This is a genomic window from Leucobacter sp. 1207-22, from assembly GCF_052850455.1.
This window is the reverse complement of sequence record NZ_VXCR01000002.1, coordinates 186,489-201,379: the sequence shown is the minus strand read 5'-3', so window position 1 is coordinate 201,379 and position 14,891 is coordinate 186,489. Positions and strand designations below refer to the sequence as shown.

Below are 14,891 nucleotides of genomic sequence, written 5' to 3'. Positions count from 1 at the left end.
GCACACAAACGAAAAACCCTTGTTCCGAAGAACAAGGGTTTTGATCGCTCCCCCGGCTGGGCTCGAACCAGCGACATCCTGATTAACAGTCAAGCGCTCTGCCAACTGAGCTACAGGGGATCATTGCCGAAGCAACGTAAACGATAGTAGCCCGCGAGAAAGGGCCGCTGCAAATCAGTTCAAGATCCCGCGCGCGTCCCCGCCTCGCGTAAACTCACGCACACAACTACTCCGTGGCAATCTCGTCATACGCCGTGCTGCGCAAAGCCTGCGCGAGCCGTTGTACATACTCGTGATCCGCCTGCCGGAAAATCGCGTTAATGTCGCCGGCCCCCACGATTCGACCCTGCTGCATGACGAGAACGTCTTCCACCAAGGCTTCGAGCATGCCAATGTCGTGGCTAATGAGCATCATCGCTGAGTTCGTTCGCTTGTGGTACCAGCGCAGCAATTCCACGATCCGCGGGCGATTGTTCGCGTCAACACCGAGCGTCGGCTCGTCAGCGATGTACACCGGCGGCTCCAGCATGAGTGAACGCATGACGGCGATTCGCTGCCGTTGGCCCTTCGAGAGCTCGTGCGGGAACTGCTGCAGCGTACTGAGGGGAAGGGCAACAATGTCCATCATCTCAGCGATCACCTCGCCCATCGCGTCACGATCAAATTTACGAGTGCGCTCCGAAACCGGTTCAAGCAGCACATCACCGACCGTGAGCTCCGCGGTGAGTGTCGCCCCCTCATTTTGGCTGAGGTAGCCAACGTAGGCGGTGAGCTTGTTTCGGGTGCCTCGTGAGGCCCTCGTGAGATCAATGTCAAGCGTCGTACCTGCGCCACCAACGTGCTTGATCCGCGCGCCCTTGTCGCCGGCATCCTTTGCCCGCCCCGCAAGGAACTTTGTCATGGTCGACTTACCCGATCCGCTCTCGCCAAGCACAGCGAGCACGCCGCCTCGCGCAAGCTCAAAGCTCACACCTTCGACAGCCTGGAATGCCGCCCCGCCGCCGTGAGCTGGGTAACCGAGCGAGAGATCCGATGCCGAAATTGCCGGATCCGCCTGCGGATTTGGGTGAGCCATAATGCTGCTTCCGTTCCGAGATAAGAATGTACGTAACTCACCCTACTGGCGTTCACCGAGCAGAGCCGCGTGTGTCGCTACTCGTGTTTCAGACTTCGCCGAGCCGCTTCAAGCGCAACGAGCTGCTGCTGAATGAGGAGCGACTCCTCACTCCCCACTTCGCTCTGACGTTGCAGCCTCGCCAAAAGCTCTTGCTTCAAAGCCTGCAGATCGCGGTCAAGCAGAGCAACGGTGACGCCACGCGCATAAGTGGCGAGGAGATCCGCATTCTTCTGTGGGAGCGGAGCAACCGCGAGTTCACGCACGAGTGTGCGGTGTGACTCAGGGGCGGCAGCGACGACCGCGGGAATCCACCCGTCACCCTGCCATTCGGGCAGCGCAACCGCAAGCGCATCACGCACCACCCGAAGATTGGGCTCATGCACCTGCGCCGTCACCACCTGCGCAAGTAGGTCATAACCGATCGCCTGCGCCTGCTGCAACATTGCCATCAGCGCATCGCGCTCAAGTAGCATCGTCGGCTGGAACTGCAGTGTCGCGAGCGTCGGGCCATGTGCCCACGGCTCTGGCTCCGAAGTGATCTCACGCGCAGGAAGGACCTGCGATCGGCCCGTGCGCACAGCGTGTTGCACTTCGGGCAGATCCATTCCCAGCATGCGAGCGAGTTCGCGCGTGTATGCGGGGCGGATCGACGGGTCTTTAATCCCAGCCACAATCGGTGCCGCTGCTCTCAATGCCGCAATTCGCCCCTCAATGGTATTGAGGTCAAACCGACTAATCGCTTGCTTCAGTGCGAACTGGAAGAGTGGAATCTTACGATCGAACAGGTCACGTACAGCCTCGTCCCCCTGGTGAAGCCGAAGATCGCAAGGATCGTAGCCGTCGGGAGCGACGGCCGCATACGTTTGCGCACTAAAACGCTTCTCTTCCGCAAACGCGCGAAGTGCTGCCTTTTGACCCGCTTCGTCGGGATCAAACGTGAAGATCACTTCAGCCGCGGTGTCATCACCCATCATGCGCCGAAGCACCTGGATGTGATCAGGGCCAAACGCAGTGCCACAGGTCGCAACCGCGCACTCAACCCCGGCGAGATAGCACGCCATGACGTCTGTGTAGCCCTCAACAACAACGACGCGCTTGCCCCGAGATATCGCCTTCTTGGCGAGGTCCAGCCCGTACAGCACGCGCGACTTATGGTAGACCGGGGTTTCTGGCGTGTTCAGATACTTCGGACCTTGGTCATCGTCGTACAACTTGCGAGCACCAAACCCGAGAACCTGCCCGCTGGTGTCGCGGATCGGCCACACCACACGTCCACGGAAGCGGTCGTAGACCCCACGCTGCCCTTCGGAAACAAGCCCAGAAAGCACGAGCTCCTGTGGCGTGTACCCCTTCCCGCGAAGGTATGAGGTGAGTGCGTCCCAGCCACGCGGAGCATAGCCGACGCCAAACGTTGCCCACGCCTCGCGGTCAAATCCACGCTGCTCGAGGAACGCTCGGCCGGTGCCTGCCTCCTCAGACTGCAACAGCTGCTCACGGTAGAACTGCGCGGCATCCTGATTGGCTGCCAGCAATCGAGCCCGCGGCGGGCCGTCCTCACGACTCGCAGGACCATCTTCATACGTCAATACATAGTTCGTACGCGCGGCGAGGCGCTCCACGGACTCCGTAAATGACAGATGATCGTGTTTCTGCAGGAAGCTGATCGCATCACCAGACTCGCCACAGCCGAAACAGTGGAAATAACCCAGCGCCGGGCGTACATGAAAACTCGGGCTTCGCTCATCATGAAACGGGCAGAGGCCCTTCATGGAGTCGATGCCACCGTTCTTGAGGGCGACGTAGTCCCCTACGAGATCCGCGAGATTTGTGCGTCGCTTGACCTCTTCAACATCACTTGCTTTGATTCGGCCGGCCATGAGGTGAAGTTTAGACGAGTGAAGCCGTGCAGAGGCGCTCATACCAAGCGATTGCCGACTGATCAGTCAGTGATGCGACCTGGTCGACGATCGCACGCCTGGCGCCTGCCTCGTCCTTTGCTGCGCGGAAATCCGCGGCAAACGCAGGTTCAAGCTCTTGCGGCCCGGCTTCCCACAGCGTGTGCAGGAGCTCAATGAGCAAACTACGCTGTCGGCGATACGTTGGCTGTCGGCGGCCACTTTGCATAACAAACGCGGCAACGATGCCTTTCAGCGTTGCAATTTCGGCATGGATCTCACGTGGCACCACAATCTCTGCACCATACCTCGCGAGCGAAGTTCCATTGGCTGCAGCCTCGGTTGCGGAAATTGACTCGCGCGCAAACCGACCGATCATGTCACTCGTGAAATTCTTAAGCTGCGCCTGGTCACGGCGAGATCCGTTCCAGCTTGTCAGCCAGTTTTGGCTGTGGGCCATACGGTCAAACGCTGCGCCAAGCTCATCGGCAGTAAAGTCACCACCAGCCCAATCTGACACTGCGCCGATCAAGGCGTCATGGCCTGAACGCGCGGTCAAAAAGAGTGGATCGATGTGCTCGCTCACGATTGCATCTTCGAAGTCATGCACCGAATACGCGATGTCATCTGACAGGTCCATGACCTGCGCTTCTGCGCACTTTTGACGGCCGACGGCGCCCTGACGAAGCCAGTCAAACACGGGCGAATCATCAGCAAAATACCCGAACTTCATGCTGCCTGGGGCCGCTTCATCAAGTGCCCACGGATACTTGCAACTCGCATCGAGCGTCGCGCGCGTGAGATTCAGACCGGCACTCTCACCGTCTGCAGTGAAATGCTTCGGTTCGAGACGGGTGAGAATACGCAGCGTCTGCGCGTTCCCTTCAAACCCGCCAAAGCCCGTCATCCACTCGTTGAGGGCTCGTTCACCGTTATGCCCGAAGGGCGGGTGGCCCAGGTCATGCGCGAGGCACGCCGTGTCCACGACATCCTGCGAGAGCCCAAGCGACGCGGCAAGTTCACGACCAATCTGCGCGACCTCGAGGGAGTGCGTCAGCCGGTTACGCGCAAAATCTACGCCCGCGGTCGGGCTGAGTACTTGCGTCTTCGCTGAAAGGCGTCGCCAGCCGCTTGAGTGCAAGACTCGAGCTCGGTCGCGCGCGAAATCTCCACGCGCACCGCTGTGCGTCTCGGGAAGGAATCGTTCAGCGTCTGCCGAACCGTACCCAGGAGGCATCGTTGCCTCGCCGGGCATTGCACGATTAGCCACCGTCTACTCCGGTCTCATCTCCTTCGCCTTCTGCGAGCGCAGCGAGGTCAATGTGGGTCGTTTCGCGACTGTCGAGCCAGCCGTACGGAAGGATCGTGCGCTTTGGGCTACCCGCACGGCCACGCTGGCCTTCTGCGCCTTCACCCGGGTATGGCATTGCACGATCCATGGTGTCGAAGATCGCATCCATCTGATCGAACGATTCGACGGTCGCGAGCGCGCGACGGGTTTCTCCGCCAACACCGTAACCCTTGAAGTACCACGCGACGTGCTTACGAATATCGCGGCACGCACGCTCTTCAGAGCCCTCGTAGAAGTCAACGAGAAGCTCGGTGTGACGTCGCATTGCGACCATTACCTCACCAAGATTCGGGTGAGCGATCGCCGCAGCAGCTTCATCAGCACTGATCTGGCCCGCCTCGGCCTTGAATGCAGCCGCGAGATCACCAAACAACCAGGGACGACCCAGGCAACCACGTCCCACGACGACTCCGTCGCACCCGGTCTCACGAACCATGCGGATCGCGTCGTCAGCTGCCCAAATATCACCGTTTCCCAGCACGGGGACACTGGTGATTGTCTCCTTCAGCTTGGCGATCGATGACCAGTCAGCCTGCCCTGAATAGAACTCATTTGCCGTTCGACCGTGCAGTGCGATCGCGGCAACGCCCGCACCCTCCGCAGCACGTGCGGCATCAAGGTAGGTGAGGTGATCCGCGTCAATGCCCTTACGCATCTTGACGGTCAGCGGGATGTCGCCTGCCGCCTTCACCGCGCCTTCGACGATGGCGCGGAACAGGTCACTCTTCCATGGAAGTGCCGAGCCACCACCGCGGCGCGTTACCTTAGGCACGGGGCAACCAAAGTTGAGATCGATGTGGTCGGCAAGGTTCTCGCCAACCAAAAACTTCACTGCCTCAGACACCGTCGTCGGGTCGACGCCGTACAGCTGGATCGACCGCGTGGTCTCACTCTCGTGATGCTTGATGAGCTGGAGCGACTTTGGCGTTCGCTCAACCAGCGCACGCGTCGTCACCATCTCGCTGACGTACAGGCCGACACCGTATTCACGGCAGAGGCGACGGAATGCGGTGTTCGTAATACCAGCCATCGGCGCAAGGATGACGGGGACATCGAGTTCGAGCGGGCCAATTTTCAGGGCGGGCGCCGTGGCAGTCTGAGCAGTCATATCGCGTCTATTCTCTCAGATCCTGCTGTCAACTCAGTTCAGCTGAGTTGCGCTCATCTTGCGGAGTATCAATCGCACCGCCGAATCGGCGATCTCGCGCATGGAAAATGCGGATCGCCTCCCAAAGCTCCTTGCGGCCGAAATCAGGCCACAGTGTGTCGAGAAATACCATCTCTGCATATGCAGACTGCCAGAGCATGAAGTTACTCGTGCGTTGTTCACCGGAGCTTCGCACAAAGAGATCTACCTCTGGAAGCTCAGGGACGTAGAGGTGTCGCTCGATGACACGCTCGGTAATCCCCTTCGGGCTCAGCTCTCCGCGCTTCACCTCTTCAGCAATGCGTCGGACCGCGTCGGTAATCTCGTTTCGCCCGCCATAGTTCACGCACATGGTGAGAGTGAGACCCGTGTTGTCTCGGGTCACCCGCTCTGAGGCTTGCAGCTCTTTGATCACTGAGCCCCAAAGCTTCGGACGACGACCTGCCCAGCGCATTCGAACGTTCCACGCGTCGAGCTGATTTCGCCTGCGCCGCAGCACGTCACGATTGAACCCCATCAGGAAGCGCACCTCATCGGGCGAACGCCGCCAATTCTCTGTTGAGAAGGCATACACGCTCAGATGCTTCACGCCAGCCTGAATCGCACCGGCAACGACGTCGAGCAGCGCCTGCTCCCCCATCTTGTGTCCCTCGACACGAGCTAGCCCGCGCTGATTCGCCCAGCGACCGTTACCATCCATCACAATGGCGACGTGCTTAGGTGCTGGTCCAGCAAATCTCGGGGGCTGCTCCCCTGTCCAATCGACAGGGACGAGGGTATCGGGTGCCTGGTGCATGGGTGACAGTTTAGGCCCGGCCGACCTTGAGTGCGCGCAGGCCGCGCTCAAGGTGCCACTGGGTGTAAGCCGCCACAATGCCAGCAGACTGGTCAACTGCGCGTTCTGTCCCGTGCGAAACGTCTTCCCAATTGCCCGCGCCAAGTGCTGTGAGCAACCCTATGGTCTCTGGGTCGAGCCGCGGAATGCCAGCAATCTTGCAGTCTTCACACACCACACCACCGAGCTGCACCGCAAACAGTGTGTGTGGACCTTCGGCACCACACCGCACGCACTCGTCCAGCCCGGGAGTCCAGCCGGCTTCGCCGAGTGCACGCAACAAGTACCCATCCCGCACGAGTCCAGGAGGAATCCTTCCAGCAGCAAGTGTGCGCAGCGCTCCAATCACCAGACGTAGCTGCTGCTCTGATGGGTCCCCCTCCCCGAGACGCTCAGCGGTCTCCGCGATGACACTCGCGGCGCGATACCGGTCGTAGTCCGCAGTAATCTGAGCACCATAGGAGCCGAGAGTGGAGGCCTGCGTGATGGTGTCCAGCGTGCGTCCTTCAAAGCACTGCAGATCAGCCACCATAAACGGCTCAAGTCGAGCGCCGAACTTCGACGAGGTCCGGCGGACTCCCTTCGCAACCGCGCGCAGAATGCCGTGGCCGCGCGTGAACAGCGTAATGATGCGGTCCGCTTCACCCAGCTTCTGGGTGCGCAGAACCACGCCAACTTCACGGTACAGGGGCATGTCTCTAGTATTCCCTATTACTCGTCGAGCGAACTGCGAGCAAAGCGGTGGAAGAATAGGGGTGTGCTGCTCGATGAAACCTTTCAGACTCCGCTTGCTGCTGACCTCATTGCGGTCGGCACGGGTAGCCTTCAGGGCGCCCTTTTCGCTGCGGGCTTTAAGAAACTTGACCTGCTCGGCGTTGCACTCATCGGCGTCGCGACAGGCGTCGGCGGCGGTTTCTTGCGCGACATGCTGCTTGGGGTAACGCCAGCGGCATTTTCGAACAACTACTACCTCATCGTTGCTATTGGTGCAGCGTTGTTGGGTATGAGCCTGCCTCGCATCTTTGAGCGACTTGACCCCGCGATTACGTTCTTGGACGCGATCAGCATCGGCATGTTCGGCGCAATTGGCACGACCAAGGCCTTCGAAATGGGGCTCCCCATCGTTCCAGCCATCTTTATCGGAATGGTTTCAGCAGTTGGTGGCGGCGCGTTACGAGATGTGATGCTCAACATGCCAATTGCACTCATGCATGTCGGGTCGCTCTATGCGATCGCAAGTCTCGCCGGAGTGAGCGTGCTCACCGTCCTATTGATGTTCAAAGTTCCGGTATTGATCGCAGGCACGGTCTGTGTCGTCGTCACGACGGTAGTGCGTTTGCTCGCCGTGCGTTTTGGCTGGAGCTTGCCAGAGCAGCGCGCCCTGACGCGGATCCGCCTGCGAAAGCAACGTGAGGTCGAAGTCGCGATTCAGGAGGCACTCGAGACAGGCGCGCTCAATCTCCCGATGCCACTCCCGGATATTCTTCCTGATGCGTACCCGCTGCCAAACGCTGGCCCTGAGCCCGCAGACGATCCAGACGAAGACGAGCGTTTCGGCTACACGGGGCCAACACCGAAGGTTTAGGTGCGCGCGCCGCGGCGCTTTCCGAGCTTGGCCTCAGCCTCTCGCCATGCGCGTTGCGCCGGAGTTTCTGTCACTGGCGCACCCACGCCATCGAACCGCTCCATTCGGCTGGCGGATCCGCCTCTACTCACGTTCCATGCGTGCGTAATTGCGAGTGCGAGTGCGTCTGCAGCATCTGCTGGTTTTGGTGGCGCGGCAAGTTTCAGGAGTCGGGTCACCATCGTGGTGACCTGCGCCTTGTCAGCTGCACCGTAGCCGGTGACCTGTGCCTTGACCTCGTTTGGGGTGTACAACGAGACGGGTATCCCCCGTTCTTCTGCGAGAAACATCACTACGCCGCTGATCTGCGCGACTCCCATCACGCTCGCCACGTTATCTTGCGCAAAAACACGCTCGAGAGCGATTGCTGTCGGCTTTTCGCCGTCAAGGAGCCGCCCGATGCTCTTGCCAAGGGTATGTAACCGTTTCGGGAGCGGCGTATCTGCCGAGGTTCGCAGCACTTCGACGTGCTCAAAGGTGACCTGGCGGGACGCGCCCGCGGTGACGATCCCGACACCGAGGCGGGTCAGTCCAGGGTCAATCCCGATGATTCGACTCATGAGCACTCATTTCGAGGTGAGGGTAGGCGATGTGATTGCGGTGGACCACCGCAGGATATGACTGAGGCCTGCCACGCTCAATTACTTCGCGGCAGGCCTCGGTCACGCATGACTTACTCGTCTTCTGCGAGCTCCGCCTGCACCTCTGCGGTGAGGTCGAAGTTCGAGAATACGTTCTGCACATCGTCGCTGTCTTCAAGTGCATCGATGAGGCGGAACACCTTGCGGGCGGTGTCAGCATCAATTTCGACCTTGAGGTTCGGAACGAACTCGGTCTCAGCCGAGTCGTATTCGATGCCGGCGTCAACGAGAGCCTTACGAACTACCTCAACATCGGTAGGCTCGGTGTAGACCTCAAAAGCCTCACCATTCGGCGTCGGTGTCACTTCATCTGCGCCAGCGTCGAGCACGGCCATGAGGACATCGTCCTCAGTGGTGCCCGCAGCGGGAACCGTAATGACTCCCTTGCGTGCGAAGTTGTACGCAACGCTGCCCTGCTCGCCCAACGCACCGTTGTTACGGGTGAGCGCGGTGCGAACCTCTGCTGCTGCGCGGTTCTTGTTGTCGGTCAGACATTCGATCATGAGCGCGACACCGTTGGGTCCGTATGCCTCGTACATGATGTTCATGTACTCAATGGACTCACCGGTCAGACCAGCGCCACGCTTGATCGCGCGATCGATGTTGTCACCGGGCACCGAGTTCTTCTTTGCCTTGTGGACGGCCTCAGCAAGTGCCGGGTTGCCCGCAAGATCAGCGCCACCGATACGGGCAGCAACTTCGATGACCTTGATGTACTTTGCGAAAGCCTTCGCACGACGCGAATCGAGAATAGCCTTCTTATGCTTAGTGGTTGCCCACTTGGAGTGTCCTGCCATGGGGAGCTCCTTTTCGTGAAAGTTCGTTGATACTCAGAGGTGATAAAACGGCGGGTGCGGATCAATCCGGTGGATCGGCCCACGCAACCGCAATCGCCTCACGCAGGTCGCCGAGCAACTGCGGCATCGCCTTTGTCTTCGCGATGATGGGGAAGAAATTGGCATCGTTTGCCCACCTTGGCACAATGTGCTGGTGCAGGTGTGCGGCAATACCGGCTCCCGCAATTTCACCCTGGTTCATACCCAGGTTGAAACCGTGGCAGCCCATGACCCGCCGAAGCACTCGCATCGCTTTCTGCGTGAGTTCACCGATTTCGGCGACCTCTTCGACGGAAGCTTCGTCATACTGCGCGATATGACGGTACGGGCAGACGAGAACATGACCGTTGTTGTACGGGAACAGGTTCATGATCACGTACGCGGTTTTACCCCGAAACACAATAAGCGCGTCTTCATCGCTCATGTCGGGAGCTGCACAGAACGGGCAGTCTGACTTCGTTGGCTGTCGATCGTCTGAAACGTAGACCATGCGGTGTGGAACCCACAGGCGAGCGAGGTCGTCAGCAACGCCAACGGTTCCTCGCTCGCCCACGCCCTCAATCGAGGGTGTGGGGTCTACATCCGCAGACTCGTTCATTCGGTCCACGCAGTCGTCACCTGCTCATGAGTTTCGATCGCGTTCACGATGCGGGAGATTGCCTCGTCAACAGGCACCCCGTTGAGCTGGGTGCCATCACGGAACCGGAAGCTGACAGCGCCAGCGGCACGGTCATCTTCACCGGCAATGAGCTGGAACGGAACCTTCGCCTTGGTGTGGTTACGGATCTTCTTCGGCATCCGGTCGTCAGAATGATCAACCTCTGCGCGAACACCTGCCTTGCGAAGCTTCGCAACAACCTCGTCAAGGTAGGGGCCGTACTCCTCTGCGACAGGAATGCCCACGGCCTGCACTGGCGACAGCCAGACGGGGAACACGCCCGCATAGTGCTCAAGCAGAATTGCGAAGAAACGCTCTACCGACCCAAGCAGTGCACGGTGGATCATAACCGGCTGCTTGCGCGTTCCGTCTGCCGCAGCGTAATCAAGTTCGAAGAGTTCAGGCTGGTTGAAGTCGAGCTGCACCGTCGAAAGCTGCCAGGTACGACCGATCGCATCGCGTGCCTGAACCGAAATCTTCGGGCCGTAGAACGCAGCCCCACCCGGATCGGCGACGAGTTCGAGACCGGACTCTTCACCAACCTCGCGGAGTGTCTGCTCAGCGGTAGCCCACTGTTCGTCAGTGCCAACCGACTTCTCAGGGTCTCGCGTTGAGAGCTCAAGGTAGAAGTCATCAAGGCCGTACGCGCGAAGTGTTGCGAATACAAACTCAAGCTGACGCTTGAGCTCACCCTTCACCTGCTCGTCGGTGACGTAAATGTGCGCGTCATCCTGAGTCAAACCACGCACGCGGGTCAGGCCGGCAAGCGTGCCGCTCTTCTCGTAGCGGTACACCGTGCCGAACTCAGCGAGTCGCAGCGGAAGTTCACGGTAGCTGCGGGCGCGTGAACGGAAGATCAAGTTGTGGAACGGGCAGTTCATGGGCTTCAGGTAGTAATCCTGGCCCTGCTTAATAACCTGTCCTTCGTCGTTGACCACCTCGTCGAGGTGCATCGCCGGGAACATGCCGTCCTTGTACCAGTTCAGGTGCTGGCTGGTCTCAAACAGGGTGCCCTTAGTGATGTGTGGCGTGTTCACGACCTCGTACCCGTTACGGATGAGTTCTTCACGCATGAAGGTCTCGATCTCGTGACGAATAATGCCACCCTTCGGGTGGAACACCGCGAGGCCAGAACCGATCTCGTCAGGGAAGCTAAACAGGTCGAGTTCAACACCGAGCTTGCGATGGTCGCGCTTCGCTGCTTCTTCAAGACGAACCTGGTAGGTGCGAAGCTCATCCTTCGTGGGCCAAGCCGTGCCGTAGATGCGCTGCAGCATCGGGTTCTTCTCGCTGCCGCGCCAATAGGCGCCGGCCGAACGCATGAGCGCCCAGCCATTACCAATCATGCGTGTCGAGGGAACATGCGGGCCGCGGCAGAGATCTTTCCAGCACAGCTCACCAGTCTTGGGGTCGACGTTGTCGTAGATCGTGAGTTCGGCGCCGCCGACCTCGACGCTCTCATTGTCTGAGCCCTGATCCGCGCCACCCTTGAGCCCGATCAATTCAAGCTTGTAGGGTTCGTTCGCAAGTTCTGCACGAGCTTCATCTTCAGTGACCACGCGTCGGACGAAGCGTTGGCCCTGCTTGACGATCTTCTGCATCTCCTTCTCAATTGCCTTCAAATCTTCAGGCGTGAACGGAGTCGAGGGATCGAAGTCGTAGTAGAAACCGTCAGTAATGGGCGGGCCAATACCCAACTTGGTTTCAGGGTTGATGCGCTGCACAGCCTGCGCGAGCACATGAGCTGCCGAGTGGCGAAGAATCGAGAGGCCATCTTCACTGTCAATAGTGACAGGCTCGACCGTATCCGTCTCAGTTACCGTCGCGGCAAGATCTTTCAGCTCGCCATTAACGCGCATTGCAACGATCGAACGATCGGTAAACAGGGAGAAGCCATCGGCCACTGGGGCACACTCCTTCGAAGACAGTAGAGACTAACCCCACAATCCTAACGCCTGCGGCTGTCTCAATTGCCAGCCGCGCACAGTGTTGGGCAGGAAAACTCCCGTCAATGCGAGAACTTGCCGCGAAACCTACGCACACAAAACCGGGGTGTCAGATTCTGGTCGGTTCGCTCTGCCGCAGTTCACCGGAGCGGATCTGCAAGCTAGACTCCCCTGGGTGCCTAGCTGCCCTGCAGTGCCGTCTTGCCGCTCTCAAATGCGTCAAGTGCTTGCCCCATGGCAACCAGACGGCCTAACGCCTCTTCTCGATGCGGCCAATTCGGATGCAATGCAGTGTCACTGGTGAGCGACTGCCAGATGCGGAGCCCCTGACGACCCTCCCGAAGCATCTGAGGCCCGAGATTGCCGGTGATTTTCATCTGTCCAAGCGCGGTCGCGACACGCGTGCACGCTGCGAACAGCAGGGCAGATTCATTCATGCCATCTGCTCGAGCCCAAGCCAGCAGCTCTTGTTCGGGCCCGTCAGCGAGGCCCTCCGGAATTTCGAAGCCGGAGTCGGCAAGCGCATGAGCAAGATACTCCTCAGGATCAGCACCGGCGCCGTGAGCCGAGAACCAGTCCTCAAGGCCACGAAGTGCGTCACTGCCATCGTCGCTGCCGAACGGGGCAAAGTCGTACATCTCTTCGTAAAACCAGTCGGGTGCAACCGCCACAAACCGAGGGTGGCTGGTGTTTGGAGAGGTGCCGTCGCCGTCCATGTCATCAATGTAGAGCTCGGTCACGTGTCCTCCATGGTTCGCAAAAAACGACATCTGATAAACCACCCATAAAACAAGAAAACCCTTGATTTCTCAAGGGTTTTCTTACTGTGCGCGATACTGGGATCGAACCAGTGACCCCTTCCGTGTCAGGGAAGTGCGCTACCGCTGCGCCAATCGCGCCTATTTTTAGGCTATTCAGTTGTAAATACGAGGTGGCGACGGGATTCGAACCCGTGTATACGGCTTTGCAGGCCGCTGCCTCGCCTCTCGGCCACGCCACCGTATGTGATTTGCCACCACAAAATCACGATAAATATCATGATCAGAGCGGATGACGAGATTCGAACTCGCGACCCTCACCTTGGCAAGGTGATGCGCTACCAGCTGCGCTACATCCGCATGTCAGCCGAACTCACGTTTCCGTTTCGTCCTTGCGACGTAGATAACTATAGGGGGATTTCGCGGGGCAGTGCAAATCTTCACCGCCGCCCCGGGAGTGGCGAGGGCATTCTTTGGCTAATTTACGCCATTCTCCTGGCTTTTGCAGTGCGGCCTCAACTAACCTTGTAATCATGCGGCGAACAGGCAGAGTGGTCATGAAACGGTGCATTGCCGTCATCATTTCGCTCCTGATTGTCCTGCTTCTCGCGTTCGCGTTCATGAATCGCGGCGTCATCAAAGATCACTTTGTCGCTTCCACGTTCGACGCGTCACCCGAGATCGAGCGGCTTACCGAGAGCCTTGACTTGACCCCGACCGGCGAAAGAATCTTTCTCGCTTCAGAGCCCGCTATTGGCGGCGCGGAACATTTCACGGCCTGGTGCTCAGGGGTGAACCACTCTGAAGAAAGCCATGTTCTTGGCTGCTTCAAGCGGAACAACATTTTCCTGTTTAACGTCACAGATCCACGTCTCGAAGGCATCGTGGAAGTCACAGCAGCCCACGAACTGTTGCACGCGGTGTTCGCGCGAATGACTCCGGCCGAACAGGAAGCGCTCGCCAAGGAGCTGCGGGCCGAGTACGACAGGCTTGTCACTGATTCACCGGAACTGGCTGAGCGAATGCAGGTATACGAATCACTCTCCCCCACCGCTTACGCAAACGAACTCTTCGCGGTACTCGGCACCGAGGAGCTTTCACTCAGCAAGAAACTCGAAGCTCGCTATGCGAACTGGTTTAACAACCGTGTTGACATCGTTGATGTCCACGAGCAGGTATTCAGCGTCTTTATTGACCTGCGCGCTCGGGCAGCATCGCTTTCTGAAGAACTCACGACCCTGAAAGCATCGATTGAAAAGCGCAGTGACGAGTACACGGCATCCGTCGCCGCATACAACTCCGAAACTGCCGAGTTCAAGGATCGCAACGAGCGATTCGAATTCAGCAACAACGTTGCAGAATTCGACGAGATTCGCTGGCACCTCCTCGACTGGCATGCAGACCTTGAAGACCAGCTTGCGTCACTGCGCACTGACACGGACCGCTACAACGAACTTCGTGACGAGCTTGAGGGACTCAAGCAGATCGGCGCTGAGCTCGATGCTTCAATGAATTCCATGCCAGCTCCCATCATCGAGGCCCCAGAGCCAAGCGACCAGGTTGAAGAATAACTCTGCCATCTTGGTTGCTTGGCACTCGCCCACCAAGATTTCGCTACGCGCCCGGAATACATCGAGTTTAGAGACAAAAACACCGTCGTGTAATGTAGCTGGAGTTGCAAGGCATAACAGCCCAGCACATACGGGCGATTAGCGCAGCGGTAGCGCACTTCCTTCACACGGAAGGGGTCACTGGTTCGATCCCAGTATCGCCCACAAAAGAAAGCCCCTGGGACTACCAGGGGCTTTCCACTTTTTCTGAGACATATTCCGCCAGTTGCTTTGCCCGTTTCGCGCAGCTGGGGCGCCCGCATTCACTGTGCGCTCGCGCATCCGTTGTAACTGCCTCACTGCGTGCAGGCACACGGTGAGCGGCTACTCTCAGCGGGGGCTAAGAATCAGTCCCCTTGGACGGTCGGGCTAGCACTCCCCTGACTCGTGAACGATTCCGCAGGCTTGCTCTGGCAATCGCCGTACGACGATGGAGCCAACAACCAGTGATGCCGACAACGGAAAGCTGATTT

At 58.9% G+C, this 14,891-nt stretch carries 13 protein-coding genes and 5 tRNA genes; 3 read left to right on the top strand and 15 right to left on the bottom strand.

Features of this window, described 5'->3' with window-relative positions; all coding sequences use genetic code 11:
• Positions 1-47: 47 nt before the first annotated feature.
• The 7 genes from FW756_RS04085 to recO all read right to left on the bottom strand — a co-directional run bounded on the left by FW756_RS04085 (position 48) and on the right by recO (position 7,039).
• Positions 48-120, bottom strand: a tRNA-Asn gene (locus FW756_RS04085).
• 106 nt (positions 121-226) lie between these two features.
• Entirely contained in the window at positions 227-1,075 is an 849-nt protein-coding gene (locus FW756_RS04080; RefSeq protein ID WP_446428900.1) for an ATP-binding cassette domain-containing protein, read from the bottom strand.
• A gap of 77 nt (positions 1,076-1,152) precedes the next feature.
• Positions 1,153-2,994 carry a DNA primase gene (dnaG, locus tag FW756_RS04075; RefSeq protein WP_446428899.1) on the bottom strand — a complete coding sequence of 614 codons (1,842 nt, stop codon included), beginning with the start codon at positions 2,992-2,994 and terminating at the stop codon, positions 1,153-1,155.
• Between the two features lie 10 nt (positions 2,995-3,004).
• Positions 3,005-4,267 carry a deoxyguanosinetriphosphate triphosphohydrolase gene (locus FW756_RS04070; protein ID WP_446429207.1) on the bottom strand — a complete coding sequence of 421 codons (1,263 nt, stop codon included), beginning with the start codon at positions 4,265-4,267 and terminating at the stop codon, positions 3,005-3,007.
• A gap of 7 nt (positions 4,268-4,274) precedes the next feature.
• Positions 4,275-5,471, bottom strand: a complete 1,197-nt coding sequence (gene dusB / locus FW756_RS04065; protein ID WP_446428898.1) for a tRNA dihydrouridine synthase DusB — start codon at positions 5,469-5,471, stop codon at positions 4,275-4,277.
• 28 nt (positions 5,472-5,499) lie between these two features.
• On the bottom strand, positions 5,500-6,306 hold the full coding sequence (locus FW756_RS04060; RefSeq protein WP_446428897.1) for an isoprenyl transferase: 807 nt from the start codon (positions 6,304-6,306) through the stop codon (positions 5,500-5,502).
• A gap of 10 nt (positions 6,307-6,316) precedes the next feature.
• Positions 6,317-7,039 carry a DNA repair protein RecO gene (recO, locus tag FW756_RS04055; RefSeq protein ID WP_446428896.1) on the bottom strand — a complete coding sequence of 241 codons (723 nt, stop codon included), beginning with the start codon at positions 7,037-7,039 and terminating at the stop codon, positions 6,317-6,319.
• A 63-nt stretch (positions 7,040-7,102) separates the two neighbouring features.
• Between recO and FW756_RS04050 the strand changes: the two genes are divergently transcribed.
• Complete coding sequence (locus FW756_RS04050) at positions 7,103-7,930, top strand: trimeric intracellular cation channel family protein (protein ID WP_446428895.1); 828 nt, start codon at positions 7,103-7,105, stop codon at positions 7,928-7,930.
• On the opposite strand, the gene ruvC is transcribed toward FW756_RS04050, so the two are convergent.
• The 8 genes from ruvC to FW756_RS04010 form a co-directional block, all read right to left on the bottom strand.
• Positions 7,927-8,529: a crossover junction endodeoxyribonuclease RuvC gene (gene ruvC, locus FW756_RS04045; protein WP_446428894.1), complete on the bottom strand. Its 603-nt coding sequence runs from the start codon at positions 8,527-8,529 to the stop codon at positions 7,927-7,929. The two genes, FW756_RS04050 and ruvC, sit on opposite strands and share 4 nt — an antisense overlap.
• 113 nt (positions 8,530-8,642) lie before the next feature.
• A complete protein-coding gene (locus tag FW756_RS04040) occupies positions 8,643-9,407 on the bottom strand; it encodes a YebC/PmpR family DNA-binding transcriptional regulator (protein WP_446428893.1) in 765 nt (254 codons plus the stop codon).
• Positions 9,408-9,468: 61 nt separating this feature from the next.
• Complete coding sequence (locus FW756_RS04035) at positions 9,469-10,044, bottom strand: HIT family protein (RefSeq protein ID WP_446429206.1); 576 nt, start codon at positions 10,042-10,044, stop codon at positions 9,469-9,471.
• On the bottom strand, positions 10,041-12,008 hold the full coding sequence (gene thrS / locus FW756_RS04030) for a threonine--tRNA ligase (protein ID WP_446428892.1): 1,968 nt from the start codon (positions 12,006-12,008) through the stop codon (positions 10,041-10,043). Before thrS ends, FW756_RS04035 begins: the two co-directional genes overlap by 4 nt.
• Before the next feature lie 221 nt (positions 12,009-12,229).
• On the bottom strand, positions 12,230-12,790 hold the full coding sequence (locus tag FW756_RS04025; RefSeq protein ID WP_446428891.1) for a hypothetical protein: 561 nt from the start codon (positions 12,788-12,790) through the stop codon (positions 12,230-12,232).
• Between the two features lie 87 nt (positions 12,791-12,877).
• Positions 12,878-12,949, bottom strand: a tRNA-Val gene (locus tag FW756_RS04020).
• Positions 12,950-12,979: 30 nt separating this feature from the next.
• Positions 12,980-13,050 (bottom strand) — tRNA-Cys (locus tag FW756_RS04015).
• Positions 13,051-13,095: 45 nt separating this feature from the next.
• Positions 13,096-13,168, bottom strand: a tRNA-Gly gene (locus FW756_RS04010).
• 197 nt (positions 13,169-13,365) lie between these two features.
• On the opposite strand from FW756_RS04010, the gene FW756_RS04005 reads away from it, so the two are divergent.
• Together FW756_RS04005 and FW756_RS04000 are read left to right on the top strand one after the other, a co-directional pair.
• Positions 13,366-14,379, top strand: a complete 1,014-nt coding sequence (locus FW756_RS04005; protein WP_446428890.1) for a hypothetical protein — start codon at positions 13,366-13,368, stop codon at positions 14,377-14,379.
• Positions 14,380-14,511: 132 nt separating this feature from the next.
• Positions 14,512-14,583: transfer RNA gene (locus tag FW756_RS04000), tRNA-Val, on the top strand.
• Positions 14,584-14,891 lie beyond the last annotated feature (308 nt).

Coding starts and splice junctions, on each gene's coding strand:
- FW756_RS04080 (WP_446428900.1), bottom strand. CDS start 1,075: ATGGCTCACCCAAATCCGCAGGCGGATCCGGCAATTTCGGCATCGGAT.
- ruvC (WP_446428894.1), bottom strand. CDS start 8,529: ATGAGTCGAATCATCGGGATTGACCCTGGACTGACCCGCCTCGGTGTC.
- FW756_RS04035 (WP_446429206.1), bottom strand. CDS start 10,044: ATGAACGAGTCTGCGGATGTAGACCCCACACCCTCGATTGAGGGCGTG.
- dusB (WP_446428898.1), bottom strand. CDS start 5,471: ATGACTGCTCAGACTGCCACGGCGCCCGCCCTGAAAATTGGCCCGCTC.
- FW756_RS04040 (WP_446428893.1), bottom strand. CDS start 9,407: ATGGCAGGACACTCCAAGTGGGCAACCACTAAGCATAAGAAGGCTATT.
- FW756_RS04070 (WP_446429207.1), bottom strand. CDS start 4,267: ATGCCCGGCGAGGCAACGATGCCTCCTGGGTACGGTTCGGCAGACGCT.
- dnaG (WP_446428899.1), bottom strand. CDS start 2,994: ATGGCCGGCCGAATCAAAGCAAGTGATGTTGAAGAGGTCAAGCGACGC.
- recO (WP_446428896.1), bottom strand. CDS start 7,039: ATGCCCCTGTACCGTGAAGTTGGCGTGGTTCTGCGCACCCAGAAGCTG.
- FW756_RS04060 (WP_446428897.1), bottom strand. CDS start 6,306: ATGCACCAGGCACCCGATACCCTCGTCCCTGTCGATTGGACAGGGGAG.
- FW756_RS04005 (WP_446428890.1), top strand. CDS start 13,366: ATGAAACGGTGCATTGCCGTCATCATTTCGCTCCTGATTGTCCTGCTT.